This is a genomic window from Micromonospora sp. CPCC 206171, from assembly GCF_036906755.1.
In the GTDB taxonomy this organism is placed as follows: Bacteria; Actinomycetota; Actinomycetes; order Mycobacteriales; family Micromonosporaceae; genus Micromonospora; species Micromonospora purpureochromogenes.
Genome location: NZ_JBAKHT010000008.1, coordinates 154692 through 169608, shown reverse-complemented (window position 1 = coordinate 169608; position 14917 = coordinate 154692). Strand labels below are relative to the sequence as shown.

12 protein-coding genes and 1 riboswitch are annotated in these 14917 nt (G+C 74.1%); of the genes, 8 read left to right on the top strand and 4 right to left on the bottom strand.

Translation table 11 applies throughout. The features are described 5' to 3' along the window. Nucleotides 1–35 precede the first annotated feature (35 nt). The 3 genes from V6U89_RS12715 to V6U89_RS12705 form a co-directional block, all read right to left on the bottom strand. Nucleotides 36–2060, bottom strand: coding sequence for a DEAD/DEAH box helicase (locus tag V6U89_RS12715; RefSeq protein WP_334571136.1), 2025 nt, complete (start codon nucleotides 2058–2060; stop codon nucleotides 36–38). A gap of 232 nt (nucleotides 2061–2292) precedes the next feature. Beyond that, entirely contained in the window at nucleotides 2293–3756 is a 1464-nt protein-coding gene (locus V6U89_RS12710) for a hypothetical protein (RefSeq protein ID WP_334571135.1), read from the bottom strand. A gap of 136 nt (nucleotides 3757–3892) precedes the next feature. Next, nucleotides 3893–5476, bottom strand: a complete 1584-nt coding sequence (locus V6U89_RS12705; protein ID WP_334571134.1) for an NlpC/P60 family protein — start codon at nucleotides 5474–5476, stop codon at nucleotides 3893–3895. Between the two features lie 239 nt (nucleotides 5477–5715). On the opposite strand from V6U89_RS12705, the gene mqnE reads away from it, so the two are divergent. From mqnE to V6U89_RS12685, 4 genes are read left to right on the top strand one after another with little or no spacing between them, the layout of a single operon-like run. Continuing rightward, nucleotides 5716–6885, top strand: coding sequence for an aminofutalosine synthase MqnE (mqnE, locus tag V6U89_RS12700; protein WP_334452096.1), 1170 nt, complete (start codon nucleotides 5716–5718; stop codon nucleotides 6883–6885). A gap of 23 nt (nucleotides 6886–6908) precedes the next feature. Then, entirely contained in the window at nucleotides 6909–7331 is a 423-nt protein-coding gene (locus tag V6U89_RS12695) for a hypothetical protein (protein WP_334571133.1), read from the top strand. 43 nt (nucleotides 7332–7374) lie between these two features. Continuing rightward, nucleotides 7375–7653 carry a DUF4229 domain-containing protein gene (locus V6U89_RS12690; RefSeq protein ID WP_334571132.1) on the top strand — a complete coding sequence of 93 codons (279 nt, stop codon included), beginning with the start codon at nucleotides 7375–7377 and terminating at the stop codon, nucleotides 7651–7653. A gap of 49 nt (nucleotides 7654–7702) precedes the next feature. After that, nucleotides 7703–8179 carry a hypothetical protein gene (locus tag V6U89_RS12685; protein ID WP_334571131.1) on the top strand — a complete coding sequence of 159 codons (477 nt, stop codon included), beginning with the start codon at nucleotides 7703–7705 and terminating at the stop codon, nucleotides 8177–8179. A gap of 115 nt (nucleotides 8180–8294) precedes the next feature. Here the strand turns inward: V6U89_RS12685 and V6U89_RS12680 are convergent, their stop codons facing one another. Further along, complete coding sequence (locus tag V6U89_RS12680; protein WP_334571130.1) at nucleotides 8295–9623, bottom strand: peptidase C39 family protein; 1329 nt, start codon at nucleotides 9621–9623, stop codon at nucleotides 8295–8297. Between the two features lie 204 nt (nucleotides 9624–9827). Between V6U89_RS12680 and V6U89_RS12675 the strand changes: the two genes are divergently transcribed. The 4 genes from V6U89_RS12675 (at nucleotide 9828) to V6U89_RS12660 (ending at nucleotide 14915) form a co-directional block, all read left to right on the top strand. Next, on the top strand, nucleotides 9828–11687 hold the full coding sequence (locus V6U89_RS12675; protein ID WP_334571129.1) for a M14 family metallopeptidase: 1860 nt from the start codon (nucleotides 9828–9830) through the stop codon (nucleotides 11685–11687). Between the two features lie 108 nt (nucleotides 11688–11795). After that, nucleotides 11796–11859: riboswitch (cobalamin riboswitch) on the top strand. 110 nt (nucleotides 11860–11969) lie between these two features. Further along, nucleotides 11970–12908: an ABC transporter substrate-binding protein gene (locus tag V6U89_RS12670; RefSeq protein ID WP_334571127.1), complete on the top strand. Its 939-nt coding sequence runs from the start codon at nucleotides 11970–11972 to the stop codon at nucleotides 12906–12908. Between the two features lie 205 nt (nucleotides 12909–13113). Next, entirely contained in the window at nucleotides 13114–14142 is a 1029-nt protein-coding gene (locus tag V6U89_RS12665; RefSeq protein ID WP_334571224.1) for a FecCD family ABC transporter permease, read from the top strand. Continuing rightward, on the top strand, nucleotides 14139–14915 hold the full coding sequence (locus V6U89_RS12660; protein ID WP_334571126.1) for an ABC transporter ATP-binding protein: 777 nt from the start codon (nucleotides 14139–14141) through the stop codon (nucleotides 14913–14915). The genes V6U89_RS12665 and V6U89_RS12660 overlap by 4 nt, the downstream gene beginning before the upstream one ends. The last annotated feature ends 2 nt before the right edge of the window (nucleotides 14916–14917 follow it).

The window sequence follows — 14917 nt, the reverse complement described above, 5'->3', positions numbered from 1 at the left end:
GAGCTCCGCGACGGCGTTCCGGGTGGTCGGACGGATCAGTGGGTACGCGCCGGCGGCCGGCCGCCGAAGCCACGCCGGTCGTCGCGCGGCCGGTCGTCGCCCCGGCCCTCGGGGCGGAACCCGCCCCGGCGCTCGGTGCCGCGCTGCTCGCCGCCGAAGCGCCGCTCGCCCTGCGGCCGGTCGCCGAAGCGCTCGCCGCGGTCGCCGTAGCGGTGCTCGCCGGCCGGCCGTTCGGTGCGGTCGCCGAAGCCGCGCTGGCCCCGGTCGCCGAACGAGCGGTCGCCGGTCGGCCGGTCGCCCCGGTCGCCCCGGTCGCCGAAGGAACGCTCGCCCGCCGGGCGGTCGCTCCGGCCGTCGAAGCGCCGCTCACCGAAGCGCTCGCCGCGCCCGTCGCGGTCGCCGTAGCGCCGCTCGCCCTGGGAGCGGTCGGCGTAGCCCCGGTCACCCCGGTCGCCGAAGGAACGCTCGCCCGTGGGGCGGTCGCTCCGGCTGTCGAAGCCGCGCTGGCCCCGGTCGCCGAAGGAACGCTCGCCCGCCGGACGGTCGAAGCGGCGCTCGCCGAAGCGCTCGCCGCGCCCGTCCCGGTCGCCGAACCGGCGCTCGCCGGTCGGCCGGTCGCCGTAGCGGCGCTCGCCGGTCGGCCGGTCGCCGTAGCGGCGCTCGCCGGTCGGCCGGTCGCCGTAGCGGCGCTCGCCGGTCGGCCGGTCGCCGTAGCGGCGCTCGCCGGTCGGCCGGTCGCCGTAGCGGCGCTCGCCGGTCGGCCGGTCGCCGTAGCGGCGCTGCCCGCCGGCGCGGCGCGGCTCCGGCTCCTCGCGGACCGGGACGCCGCTGGGCTCGCGGGCACCGGTCAGTTCGGCCAGGGCCGGGTCGCCGACGCGGACCCGGGTCTCGGCCGGCGCGACGCCGGCCTTCTCCATCATCGCCAGCGTGGTGCGGCGCTGCTTGGGCAGCACCAGCGTCGCCACCGCGCCGGACTCGCCGGCCCGGGCGGTACGGCCCGCGCGGTGCAGGTAGTCCTTCGGGTCCTTCGGCGGGTCGATGTGCAGCACCAGCGAGACCCCGTCGACGTGGATGCCCCGGGCGGCCACGTCCGTGGCGACCAGGACGTTCATCCGGCCCTCGCGGAACTCGGCCAGCGTCTTGGTACGCATCCGCTGGGTCTTGCCACCGTGCAGGCCACCGGCCCGTACGCCGACCGCGGCGAGCTGCTCGACCAGCCGGTCGACTCCGAGCTGGGTTCGCGCGAAGAGCATGGTCCGGCCGTCCCGGGCCGCGATGGACGCCGCCACCGCGAACTTGTCGTGCGGCGGGATCAGCAGCATGTGGTGGTCCATGGTGGACACCGACGCGGTCGACGGGGCGGTCGAGTGGGTCACCGGGTCGGTCATGAACCGCTTGACCAGCGAGTCCACGTCACCGTCCAGAGTGGCCGAGAAGAGCAGCCGCTGGCCGCCCGCCGGCGTCTTCGCCAGCAGCTCGGTCACCTCGGGCAGGAAGCCCATGTCGGCCATCTGGTCGGCCTCGTCGAGGACGGTCACCTCGACGTCGTCCAGGTGGCACACGCCCCGGTTGATCAGGTCGCCGAGCCGGCCCGGGGTGGCCACGACGATCTCCACGCCACGGCGCAACGCGTCGATCTGCCGGTCGTACGGCACGCCGCCGACGGCGGTCTTGAGGAAGATGCCGACGGCCTTGCCGAGCGGCATCAGGGCGTCGTTGACCTGCATGGCGAGTTCCCGGGTGGGGACCAGCACCAGGGCCCGGGGGTGCAGCGGACGGGCCCGGTTGCGGTCGGCGAGCCGGGCGATCAGCGGCAGCCCGAAGGCGAGGGTCTTGCCGGAGCCGGTCTGGCCCCGGCCGAGCACGTCCCGGCCGGCGAGCGCGTCGGGCATGGTGGCCCGCTGGATCTCGAACGGGGTGGTGATGCCCTGTCGGGCGAGCGCCTCGACCAGCGGCCGGGGCAGGCCGAGGTCGGCGAAGTCGACGTCGGCGGCGGGGGTGTCCCCGACGGTCGGGTCGAGGACGGACGGAGTGGTGCCGTGGTCAGCGAAGGTGGTCAAGAAATGCCTTTCGAGCGGGGCGCATCTTCGCGATGGCCCGCTGCGGCTGCACGCCGCCGAATCGCCCGCAAGATCGCCCATGGGCGCGCACCAGGCGCGCCGGGTCAGTGATCTCCACAAGTGTACGGCGGTCCGGCCACGCCGCCAGTCGATCGCGAGGGGGTAGTGGGCGGGCTCACCCTCGCCCCGGGTACCTCCACGGACCGGACGCCGTGGCCCGAACCGCCCTCGGTCACTTATTCAGGATGCTGCCCACCAGCCCGTCCATGGCGTCGTTGGCGAGCAGGACGACCAGCACGCTGATCGCCACCAGCAGCCCCAGCGAGGCGGCCAGGACGACCACCACCCGGGTGGTACGGGACCGTTCGGCGGGCGTGTCGGCCCAGCCCTGGGCCAGGATGTGCCCGGTCAGCGAGCCGGAGTTCTCCAGCGGGTTGCCGGCCGGGAAGGAGACCGTGGCGAAGCCGGGCCCCTCGGTGCCGCCGTAGACGGTGCTGGCCAGGTCCGGGCCGCCCCGGTAGGGCGTACCGGGCCGGCTGGCGACGCCGGCGGCCGGCGTACCCCAGTCGGGGCGCGCGACGGGGGCCGAGGCCGGCCGGACCGGCGCCGCCGGCGGGGCCGAGACGGGCGCGGCGGCCCGGGCGGGTGGCGCGGAGACCTGGGCGGCGGCCCGGAACGGCGGCGGGGCGGAGACCGGCGTGCCCGCCCCCGGTACGGCCGGCGGCGGCGGGAACGGCGGGGCCGGCATCGGGCCCGGCGGGGGCGGCGGCGGGGGGACCGCCGGCCCGGGCGGGGGTACCGGCGGGCCGGGCACGGGCGGGACCGGTCCCGGCGGGGTCGGGCGCGGAGGGGGCGGGGTCGGGCGCGGCAGCGGGGGCACCGGCGGGGGGAACGGCCCGGGCACCGGCGGTTCCGGGGTCGGCGTCGGCGCGGGCGGGGCGGGCGTGGGCGCGGGCGCCGGCCTGGGCGGTTCCGGGGTCGGTGCGGGCTCCGGCTCGGGCGTCGGCGGGGTGGGCGGCTGGGCCGGTTCCGGGGGCTGGGCGGGCTCGGGCGGTTCCGGGTTGACCGGCGTCGACCGGTAGACCGTGGGGGCTCCGCCACCGGACCGGGCGGCCGCGTCGGCCGCACCGGCGGTGGCCTCCTCGGCCGAGATCCGGCTCGGCCCCGGCACGGAGGCGCTGGCCCGGGTGCCCGGCGTCGAGCCAGCGCCGCGCTGCCCGGGTACCGGCGCGGCGCCCACCACGGGCGCGGCGCCGGTCGGGACGCGTGCCCAGCCGGAATCCTCGGCCCGGTCGGGGGCGCTCTCCCCGCCGGCCCGGGCGCTCTCCGGCGCGCCGGCCCGGTAGGTGGTGCCGGCGGCCGGCGGCCCCGGCAGGTCTTCGTCCTGCGGTGGCGCGGTCACGGTGGCGACGCTGGCCCGGGCGCGGGCGGGCGCGGCGGACGACGACGGCGGGGACACGGCCGGCGGCAGGTCCGCGCTCGCGCCCGAGCGGTCCGCTGCCGGCCCGGCGTCGGACGCGGACGCGGCCGGCGAGGCATCGGGTGCGGCCGGGGCGGCGTCGGGTGTGCTCGGCGCGACGTCCGCCCGCGGCCGGTCGACCGCGGAGCGTCCGGTCGGGGCGGCGCCGGTCGAGGCGGCCGGTTCGGGCACGGATCCCCGGTCGACGGTCTCCGCCGGAATCTGTCGCTCGCCCATGCTCGCCCTCCGCGCCGCGCTCGCACCCGCACCCCTGACACCGGGCCGGGTGTGCCTGGATGTCACGGTGCCACATTCCTACCCGCCGGCACAGCCGGAGCGCGTACCGGGCGGGGTGTCGGCCGGGTGGCGTCGGTCAGGCGCCGGTGCTCGCCGAGGCCGAGGCCGACGTCGACGCCGGGGCGCTGCTCTCCGGGGCCAGGCTGCTCGGCGCGGTGCTCGGCGCCGCGCTGCTGGTCGTCGGGCTCGGCGCGCTCGACTCCGACGGGGTCGGCGACGGCGACGGGCTCTGCGACGGCGACGGGCTCTGCGACGGCGACGGCGACGCCGGCGGCGTGGTCGGCGGCGTGGTCGGCGGCCGGGTGGGCACCTTCGTGGAGGTGGGCGAAGGGTTCGGCGCCGGGGTGGTCGGCTTCGGCGACGTCGATCCCGTCGGCTTGGGGGCCGGCGTGGTGGGCGTGACGGGCGGTGCCGGGGTGGTCGGCGCGGGTACCGCCCCGACGACCCGGGTGGCGGCGTACAGGCCGGACCACCGGACCGTGGAGATCTTGACGACGTCGCCGGTGGACGGTGCCTGCACCATCTTGCCGCCGCCGATGTACATGCCGACGTGGTGGATGGTCGTCCAACTGCTACCCGAGGCGAAGAAGAGCAGGTCGCCGGGGAGCAGGGCGCTGCGGTCCACCGAGCGGGCCCGGGTGGCGTAGTACTGGTCCCGGGAGACGCGGGGCAGGTCGTAGTAGCCGGCCGAGCGGTACGCCGCCCACATCAGACCGGAGCAGTCGAACCGGTCCGGCCCCTCGGCCGACCAGAGGTACGGGTCGCCGAGCTGCGCCAGCGCGTACCGGACCGCGGCCAGGGCCTGCGGGTTGGCGATCAGGCCGGTCGTGCTCTGCCCCTCGACGTACGCGGCACCCAGCTTCTGCTCGGCGGCCTCCTGCTGCCGCTCCAGCTCGATCAGCTGGGCCTGGTTGTCCGCGCGGAGCTTGACCAGCTTCCGCTCGTTCTCCCGCAGCGCCTTCTCCACCGCGGTGAACTGCTCCTCCGCCCGGCGGACCCGGTCCTGTGCGGAGGCGACCGCCTGGGTGGCGACCTGCTCGGCGGTGCGGGTGCGGGACAGCTCGCCGGCGGCGGCGGTGGTGGTGCCCTCGGACTGCTCGCCGCGGGAGATCCGCGACAGCCGGCTCAACCCCTGGAGGTCCTCGGCGATCTCGCCGGGCGGCAGGGCGGCGGCGGCCTTGAAGGCGTCGGCGGCCACGGAGTCGGCGCGCTGCTGGGCGGCGGCCAGGGCGTCGCGGGCCCGGGCCAGCTCACCCTCGGCGGCGGTGAGCTGCGTTCGGGCGTCGTCGCGCTGCTGGCGGAGCCCGAGCAGTTGGTCGCCGAGCTGGCCGTTCTGCGTCTCGAGGGCGGTGATCTGGGCCAGCAGCGGGCTGGTGACGACCCCGCCGACCGGCAGGGTCGGCCCGCCGGTGGGCAGGCCGGTCACGCCGCCGGACAGGCCCGGGGCGGCACCGGGCAGGCGCAGGCCGCCGGTGGCCACCGGGCGGGAGCCGGTGTCGGGAACGGCGTTGGGCAGCGCCGGTTCGGCGTACGCGGGGGTGGCCAGGGCCATCGCGGCGACGGCGCCGAGCAGGGCCGACCAGAGCGCGGGACGCAGCACCGGCGAGATCACCGGGCTCCTGCGTCGTCGCTGCCGTCGCCCGTGCCCGCTGTCGACCATTCCGCTCCCCGTCCGGCGCGCTCGTGCCGCGCACGGTGGGCGCGGCGACCGGGACGCTACCAGTGTGTGTCGCGCCCCACCCTGTCTTACCGCACCGAGGCAGCGATGTCGATGCGTCGCCCGGTCACGGGTACCTGAGAGTCCGGTGAGGTAGGTCGCTGGCGGTGCCCGTGTCGCCGGCTCGTCGGGGGCCCGACGTAGGCTCGACCGGGACACAGGTGGAAGGGACGTGGCTTTCGATGGACGCCGGACTCAAGCGCGAGCTCGAAGCGAAGGTGTACGCCGGTGAGCGGCTGACCCGGGAGGACGGGATCGCGCTCTACGACAGCGACGACCTGGCCTGGCTGGGGCGGCTGGCCCACCACCGCCGTACCGAGCTCAACGGCGACCGGGTGATGTTCAACGTCAACCGGCACCTCAACCTGACCAACGTCTGCTCCGCCTCCTGCGCGTACTGCTCGTTCCAGCGCAAGCCGGGCGAGAAGGACGCGTACACGATGCGCATCGACGAGGCCGTACGCAAGGCCAAGGAGATGGAGGACGAGCAGCTCACCGAGCTGCACATCGTCAACGGCCTGCACCCGACCCTGCCGTGGCGCTACTACCCGAAGGTGCTGCGCGAGCTGAAGGCGGCGCTGCCGAACGTCAAGCTCAAGTGCTTCACCGCCACCGAGGTGCAGTGGTTCGAGAAGATCAGCGGGCTGAGCGCCGACGAGATCCTCGACGAGCTGATGGACGCCGGCCTGGAGTCGCTGACCGGTGGTGGCGCCGAGATCTTCGACTGGGAGGTCCGGCAGCACATCGTGGACCACGAGTGCCACTGGGAGGACTGGTCGCGGATCCACCGGCTGGCCCACTCGAAGGGCATGAAGACCCCGTCGACCATGCTCTACGGCCACATCGAGGAGCCCCGGCACCGGGTCGACCACGTGCTGCGCCTGCGCGAGCTGCAGGACGAGACCGGCGGCTTCGCGGTCTTCATCCCGCTGCGCTACCAGCACGACTTCGTCGACTCGGCGGACGGCAAGATCCGTAACCGGATCCAGGCCCGCACCACGATGGCGTCGCCGGCCGAGTCGCTGAAGACCTTCGCGGTCTCCCGGCTGCTCTTCGACAACGTGCCGCACGTGAAGTGCTTCTGGGTGATGCACGGTCTCTCGGTGGCCCAACTGTCGCTCAACTTCGGGGTGGACGACCTGGACGGCTCGGTCGTGGAATACAAGATCACCCACGACGCCGACTCGTACGGCACCCCGAACACGATGCACCGGGACGACCTGCTGCACCTGATCTGGGACGCCGGCTTCCAGCCCGTCGAGCGGGACACCCGCTACAACGTGGTCCGGGAGTACGACAAGGCCCCGTCGCTGGCCGAGCGGCGTTCCGAGCCCCAGCAGGTCTGGGCCTGATCCGGCCGTATCCTCGTAGCACCATGACCGAGCAGCGGAGCGGATTCCCCCGGCGGGACGCCGAGGGGCGCGTCCTCACCCTGGGCGACCTGCTCGGGGTCAGCCTGGCCGGGTGGGTCATCGGGATGCTGGCGCTGGTGCTGTTCGACTGGGCCTTCGCGTCGATCGGCGCGGGGGAGTTCGGGCGCACCAACGGCTGGCTGGCGGTGATCCTGCCGGCGTGGCTGTACTGGGACGACTTCCGGGCCTGGGAGTTCGGCGCGGCCCGGGTGGTGGCGGCGCTGGTCGCCGCCGTGGTCGCGGTGGTCGGCGGGCTGCTGGTCGCCGGGGTGGCGGGCGGCCTGGCGCCGCTGCTCACCGGCGGCCTGGCCGCCCTCGCGTTCACCCTGGTGTACGCGGTGCTCTGGTTCCATGGCGTGCACTGGCTGGCCCGACGCACGGGCTGAACCCGACCCGGGTCACCCCGGCGGCGGAGAACGGAGTGGAAACGTGAGCGCGGCGGTCAAGTACACGCTGGGCCGGATCGGGCTGTTCGTGGTGGTCGTGCTGGCCCTCTGGCCGGTCGACATGGACATCTTCCTGAAGCTGATCCTGGCGCTGGCGTTCTCCGCCGCCGCCTCGTTCTTCCTGCTGCGGGGCTGGCGGGACGAGATGGCCGAGGAGATGGCCGCCGCGGCCGAGCGGCGGCGCGCCGAGAAGGAGCGGCTCCGGTCGGCGCTGGCCGGCGACGACGAGCCGGACCAGGCGGATCCGCATCGCGAGGGATAGCCGGCGACGGGGCAGCGAAACCGGGGCGGCCCGGCTAGGGTCTGCCGCCATGGACAAGATCAACGGGTGGCGGACGAAGGTTTTCGTCTGGATCGGGCTGCCGGTCATCGCCGCCATCGGGCTGATGATGGGCGCCACCGACCTCGTGCCGGCCTGGCAGGCCAAGGGCGGCAGTGGTACGGCGGGAACCTTCACGGCCGTGAGCGAGGAATGCTCACGGCGTAACTGTGAGTGGCACGGGGACTTCGTGGCCACGGACGGCTCTGCCGGGCGCACCGACGTCATCCTCTACGACGCGCCGGACAGCCTGGCCAAGGGCGGCACGGCCGAGGCGCGCGACACGGGCGCCCGCAAGGGCGTCTTCTCCACCACGGGCGGATCGACGTACCTGCTGGCCACGGGGCTGACCCTGGCCGGGGTGGTCGCCGCGGTGGCCTGGGTGGTCATCCTGGTCCGCACGGTCCGCCGCCGGCGGGCCGCCGACGAGACGTCCGCTCCGCCCACCACGTTCGCCCCGTCGCGCTGAGCCAGGGCCAGGAATCCTGACGGCCCGCCCTGACCGGGCGAGCCCCTACCGAACAAGCCCCACCGACGAGCCCGGCACGGAACTCGTGCCGGGCTCGTCGCGTCGGTGCCGGCTGTCACCAGTTGGTGGACCCCGCGACAACGGGCCACGGCACGTCGGTCGGCTTGATCAGGTAGGCGATGCCGCCGGAGCCGCTGCCGGTGCCGCCGCTGGCGGTGGTCCGCTTCGTCCGCAGCCAGATCTGCTCGAACTGCTCCCGCTGGTAGACGTTCCGGACCGCCTCGTTGCTGGACGAGGCGGGGTCGTTGGCGATGACGTCGCCGTCGGCGGTGAAGCCGACCACCACCATCAGGTGCCCGGAGGTGCCGTAGCCCGCCCCGTCCAGCTCGCTGGCGAGGAAGGACTGGCTGGTCACCACGGGGATGCCTGCGGCGATGAAGCGCTCCAGCTCGTCCAGCGAGTGCAGCCGGGTCACCCGCCCCTCCAGGCCCGGGAAGCTGGCCGCGTACGCGGTGTTGAAGGGCCAGTTGCCGGCGCCGTCGTACTGGTAGTCGTAGGTCATCCGGGCGGCGTGGTTGACCGTCGGGTCCGGGTACGTCGGGTCCACCCAGGACGTGTCGGCCGCCGAGGGCCTGCGGCCCCAGTACTCGACGACCATCTCGGTCGAGGTGGGGGAGCACCAGGCCTCGCCGCCTCCGTCGTACTCCGGGTAGTGGCCGGAGTGGATGTTCTGCGAGTAGCGCGGTACGGCCAGCTCGGTGCCCCAGGCGATGCCGCCGGCGCTCGGCGTGACGGTGAACCGGTCGGGCACGTGCGAGCTCATCGCGCCGACCGTGCGGACCACCGGCGACGCGGTGCCCGCCGGGTCCCGGTAGAGGGTCAGTCGCAGCTGGTACGCCCGCAGCAGCACCCCGGCGGCGGCGTCGTCGATGGCGAAGGTGTCGGTCCAGATGCTCGAGATCTTGTCGCCCTGCTTGTCGACGGTGGTCCGCTTGATGTCGGCGTCGCCGGAGGCCCAGCGCCCCATCACGTACCAGGGGGTCTGGGTGCCGGTGGTGTAGGTGCCCTGGAGCTCGACCTGGATCCAGGTGCCGGCCGGGGTGTCGGCGTTCCAGGAGGTGACCAGTTCGGTGGCGTCGAAGCCGACCTGGGTCACCGGTGACGTCCAGGTGCCGTACGCCCAGCTCCGCTTGCTCTTGTCGTGCGGGTCCTTGTAGACGGTGGTGCCGACCGGGGTGCCGAGGCTGAGCCCGGTGGGGGTGACCACCGTGCCGGCGGCGTCGCCGGTCGCCCAGTCGGTGTCGCTGGTCCAGTCCTGCCAGGTGATCTGCTCGTCGTGGACGAGGGCGGTGACCGGATCGGCCTGGGTCGGGACGGCGGTGCCGAGGAGGGTGAGCGCGGCGACGCCGGCGAGGGCGAGGGCGCGCAGGGATGTGCTGGCCATGGCAACTCCGCGAGGTGGGGAATCGTTGCCGTTCACTGTCCCGCTCGGAGGGAAGTTCCGCCAGGTATCCAGGGGTAGAAAATTATTGCCGGCAGGAGGATCCGGCCGGGATGGACCATGGCAGTGATGAATGTTGATATGACCATGTGGCTCCTGGTGAAGTGTGCGGACAACGGGATCTCCCGTACCCCGAGGAGGTTGTCCATGGCCCTCCGCATGTCCCCACTCCGCCGCCGGCTGGCGCTGGCCGTCGCCGTCGGGCTCGGCCTCGTCACCGTCGCCGCCGGGCCGGTCTCCGCCCGCCCCGCCCCGGACCCGGAACCGGCCGCCGCCGGCTACCGGGTGCTCGGACCACGCACCCTCGCCGACCGGAACGCCGTCGCCCGCACCGGCGCGGCGATCGACTACTCCGAGCACGGCATCCTGCACGTCTCGGCCACCCGGGCCGAGGCGGCGGCGATCACCCGGCTGGGCTTCCGGCTGGAGTCCGAGCCCGCGTCGACGCATTCCCACGACGAGGCCGGCACCCTCGCCTTCCCGCCGGCCGACTCCAACTACCACGACTACGCCGAGCTGACCGCCGTCGTGAACCAGGCGGTCGCGGACCACCCGGCCATCGCCCGCAAGATCAGCATCGGTACGTCGTACGAGGGCCGCGACCTGATGGCGGTGAAGATCTCCGACAACGTCGGCACCGACGAGAACGAACCGGAGATCCTCTTCAACGCCCAGCAGCACGCCCGGGAGCACCTGACCGTCGAGATGGCGATCTACCTGCTCAACCTCTTCACCGACAGCTACGGCAGCGACTCCCGGATCACCAACATCGTCAACTCCCGGGAGCTCTGGATCGTCCCGACGGTCAACCCCGACGGTAGCGAGTACGACATCGCCACCGGCTCGTACCGCTCCTGGCGGAAGAACCGGCAGCCCAACAGCGGCTCCACCGCCGTCGGCACCGACCTGAACCGGAACTGGTCGTACCAGTGGGGCTGCTGCGGCGGCTCGTCCGGCACCACCTCGTCGGACACCTACCGCGGCCCGTCCGCCTTCTCCGCCCCGGAGACCAGCGCGCTGCGCAACTTCGTCAACAGCCGGGTGGTCGGCGGGACGCAGCAGATCAAGGCCAACATCGACTTCCACACCTACTCGCAGCTGGTGCTCTGGCCGTTCGGCTACACCACCGCGAACACCCCCACCGGGATGGGCGCCGACCAGTACAACACCTTCGCCACCATCGGCCAGCAGATGGCGAACACCAACGGCTACACCCCGGAACAGTCCAGCGACCTCTACATCGCCGACGGCACCAGCATCGACTGGATGTGGGGCGCGCACGGCATCTGGGCGTACACCTTCGAGATGTACCCGGGCTCGGCCACCGGCGGCGGCTTCTACCCGCCGGACGAGGTGATCCCCGCGCAGACCTCCCGCAACCGCGAGGCCGTGCTGCTGCTCTCCGAGTACGCCGACTGCCCGTACCGGGCGATCGGCAAGCAGTCCCAGTACTGCGGCGGCGGTGGCGGCACCACGGTCTGGGCGGACACCTTCGAGACGGCCACCGGCTGGACCACCAACCCGGCCGGCACGGACACCGCCACCACCGGGGTCTGGGAGCGGGGCGCCGCCCAGGCGACCAACTCCTCCGGGGCCAAGCAGCTCGTCCCGTACGCCGGCGCCAACGACCTGGTCACCGGCCGGCTCGCCGGCACCGCGGCGGGTGACCACGACGTCGACGGCGGGGTGACCAGCGCCCGGTCCCCGGCGGTGACCCTCCCGGCCACCGGCACGCTCACCCTCTCGCTGGCCTGGTACCTGGCGCACGGGTCGAACGCCTCGTCGGCGGACTACCTGCGGGTCAGCGTGGTGCACAACGGCGGCACCACCACCCTGCTCAACCAGGCGGGCGCGGCCACCGACCGGGACGCCGCCTGGGCGGTGGCGAACCTCAACCTGACGCCGTACGCCGGGCAGTCGGTGCGGATCGTGGTGGAGGCGGCGGACGCCTCCGGCGCGAGCCTGGTCGAGGCGGCTGTGGACAACGTCACCATCACCAGCTCCTGACAGCCGGGTGGGGTCCCGTTCCGCCCCCGACGGGACCCCACCCACCCCTCCCGTCCGGACGATCTCCGCTGGTCGTGCGCTACCGTGGCTCCGACCAACCGCAGCGAAGCCGGTGCGAAACCGGCGCTGTCCCGCAACTGTGATGCCCCGCCCCGCGCGGGGACGAGCCAGGTCGCCTGCGTCGGTGGTCGCGACACGCGCTCTCGAGGAAGGGCGCCTCGCGGGCGGGCACCCAGGTTCCTGTCGGCGAAGCACCACGCTCCTCGACCGACAGGAGGACAAATGTCCGGACGTACCCCCCGGCTGCTCGCCGCGACCCTCGCGGTGGCCGCACTGACCCTCGGCGCCTGCGCCGAGAAGACCTCGAACGACACCCCCGCCGCCGGCAGCAGCAGCGCGGCGGCCAGCTTTCCCGTCACGGTGGGCAAGCTGACGCTGGAGAAGCGCCCCGAGAAGATCGTCTCGCTGTCGCCGAGCGTGACCGAGATGCTCTTCGCCATCGGCGCCGGCAAGCAGGTCACCGCCGTCGACGACAATTCGAACTACCCGCCGGAGGCGCCGAAGAGCGACCTGTCCGGCTTCCAGCCCAACGCCGAGGCGATCGCGGCCAAGACGCCCGACCTGGTGGTGCTCTCCAACGACACCAACAAGATCGTCGACCAGCTCACCACGCTGAAGATCCCGGTGCTGCTCACCCCGGCGGCGGCCACCCTGGACGACTCCTACCGGCAGATCACCGACCTGGGCGCGCTGACCGGTCACCCGGCCGAGGCCGACGACGTCACCAAGCGGATGAAGGACGACATCGCCAAGCTGGTCAAGGACCTGCCGCAGCGGTCGGAGAAGCTGACCTACTACCACGAGCTGGGCCCGGAGCTCTACACCGCGACCAGCAAGACCTTCATCGGCTCGATCTACTCCCTCGCCGGCCTGGAGAACATCGCCGACGCCTCGGACGCCGACGGCAAGAACGGGGGCTACCCGCAGCTCTCCCAGGAAGTGATCGTCAAGGCCGACCCGGACTTCGTCTTCCTGGCCGACACCAAGTGCTGCCAGCAGACCCCGGAGACGGTCAAGGCCCGCAGCGGCTGGGCCGGCCTCACCGCCGTCAAGAACAACCAGGTGGTCGTCCTCGACGACGACATCGCCTCGCGCTGGGGCCCGCGGGTGGTCGACCAGCTCCGCACGGTCGTCGACGCGGTCGCCAAGGTGCCGGCGTGACCGTTCGCCGCCGGTGACCGTGCGACCCACGCAACCCCGATCGGCCGGGACGCCCGACGCGTCCCGGCCGACCGGCGTGCCCGCGTCCCGCCACCCCGCCGGCCCCGGGTCGGACGGCCCGGCCTCGGCGTCGGGTCCCGGCCGTCCGTCCGTCGCGCCGCCGGTCGCCGGACCGGCGACCGCCGGTACGGCCAGGCCCGCCGGGCTGCGCCGGCGCTGGCTGGCCGCCGGGCTGGCCGCGGTGCTGGTCGCCGTCGTCGCCGGGGTGTCGCTCGGCCCGGTCAGCCTGCCGCCCGGCAGCGTCGCCGCCGAACTGCTCAACCTGCTGCCCGGGGTGCACCTGGACAGCGGCCTGACCGGCGGTGAGATCGCCATCGTCACCGAGCTGCGGCTGCCCCGGGTGGTGCTCGGCCTGCTGGTCGGCGCGCTGCTCGCGCTGGCCGGCGGCGCGTACCAGGGGGTGTTCCGTAACCCGCTGGCCGATCCGTACCTGCTGGGCGTGGCGGCCGGCGCCGGGCTGGCGGTCACCGCGGTGATCTCCCTCGGTGCGGCCGGTGCGGCGCTGACCGGACTGTCGCTGACCGTGCCGCTGGCCGCGTTCGTCGGCTCGCTCGGCGCGGTGGCGATGACGTACGTGCTCGGCGTGGCCGGCGCGCGCGGCCGGTCCCCGGCGACGCTGATCCTGGCCGGGGTGGCGGTCTCGGCGTTCCTCTCGGCCGGGCAGACGTACCTGCTGCAACGGCACTCGGACAGCATCCAGCTGGTCTACTCCTGGCTGCTCGGCCGGCTCGCCACCGCCGGCTGGCACGACGTGCTGCTGGTCCTGCCGTACTTCGCGCTCACCGCGGTCGTGGTGCTGCTGCACCGTCGCGAGCTGGACGTGCTGTCGCTCGGCGACGACGAGGCGGCCAGCCTCGGGCTGCACCCGCAGCGCTCCCGCTACCTGCTGATCGCCGCCGCCTCGCTCGGCACCGCGGCTGCGGTGTCCGCCTCCGGGCTGATCGGCTTCGTCGGGATCATCGTCCCGCACACCGTGCGGCTGCTCGCCGGGTCCAGCTACCGGGTCATCCTGCCGCTGTCCATGCTCTTCGGCGGCGCGTTCCTGGCGCTGACCGACGTGGTGGCCCGCACCGTCGCCGCCCCGGCCGAGATCCCGATCGGCGTGGTCACCGCCCTGCTCGGCGGTCCGTTCTTCGTCCTGGTGCTGCGTACCTCCCGGCGGGTGCTGTCGTGACGCCCGCGGTCGAGGTGCGCGACCTGCACGTGCGGCTGGGCGGCGCGCCCATCCTCGCCGGGGTCGACCTGACCGTCGCGGCCGGCGAGTGGGTCACCGTGATCGGCCCGAACGGCGCCGGCAAGTCGACCCTGCTGCGCGCCGTCGGCGGCCTGCTGCCCGCGCCGCACGCCGTCTCCCTCTTCGGTACGCCGCTGCGCGCGCTGCGCCCCCGGGAGCGGGCCCGGGTGGTGGCCACCGTCGCCCAGTCCCCGGTGGTGCCGGCCGGGATGTCGGTGCTCGACTACGTCCTGCTCGGCCGCACCCCGTACATCGCGCCGCTGGGGCGGGAGTCCGCCGCCGACCTGGCCGCCGTGTGGGAGGTGCTGGACCGGCTGGATCTGGCCGCGTTCCACGGCCGGGAGCTGGCCACCCTCTCCGGCGGTGAGCGGCAGCGGGTCTTCCTGGCCCGGGCGCTCGCCCAGGGCGCCACCCTGCTGCTGCTGGACGAGCCGACCAGCGCGCTGGACATCGGCCACCAGCAGGAGGTGCTGGAGCTGGTCGACCAGTTGCGGCGGGCGCACGGGCTGACCGTCTTCGCCACCATGCACGACCTCTCCGTCGCCGGCGAGTACGCCGACCGGCTGGTGCTGCTCGCCGACGGCCGGGTGGTCGCCGCGGGTCCGCCCCGCGAGGTGCTCACCCAGGAACTCCTCGCCACGTACTACCGCGCCCACGTGCGCGTCATCGACGGCGATCACGGCCCGCTGGTGGTGCCGATCCGCCCCCACTGACC

What these genes read in the sequence shown, in the direction of transcription:
- V6U89_RS12695 (WP_334571133.1), top strand. Translation starts at nt 6,909, where the DNA reads ATGACCGAGCAGCGGAGCGGATTCCCCCGGCGGGACGCCGAGGGGCGC.
- mqnE (WP_334452096.1), top strand. Translation starts at nt 5,716, where the DNA reads ATGGACGCCGGACTCAAGCGCGAGCTCGAAGCGAAGGTGTACGCCGGT.
- V6U89_RS12675 (WP_334571129.1), top strand. Translation starts at nt 9,828, where the DNA reads ATGGCCCTCCGCATGTCCCCACTCCGCCGCCGGCTGGCGCTGGCCGTC.
- V6U89_RS12705 (WP_334571134.1), bottom strand. Translation starts at nt 5,476, where the DNA reads ATGGTCGACAGCGGGCACGGGCGACGGCAGCGACGACGCAGGAGCCCG.
- V6U89_RS12680 (WP_334571130.1), bottom strand. Translation starts at nt 9,623, where the DNA reads ATGGCCAGCACATCCCTGCGCGCCCTCGCCCTCGCCGGCGTCGCCGCG.
- V6U89_RS12710 (WP_334571135.1), bottom strand. Translation starts at nt 3,756, where the DNA reads ATGGGCGAGCGACAGATTCCGGCGGAGACCGTCGACCGGGGATCCGTG.
- V6U89_RS12685 (WP_334571131.1), top strand. Translation starts at nt 7,703, where the DNA reads ATGGACAAGATCAACGGGTGGCGGACGAAGGTTTTCGTCTGGATCGGG.
- V6U89_RS12670 (WP_334571127.1), top strand. Translation starts at nt 11,970, where the DNA reads ATGTCCGGACGTACCCCCCGGCTGCTCGCCGCGACCCTCGCGGTGGCC.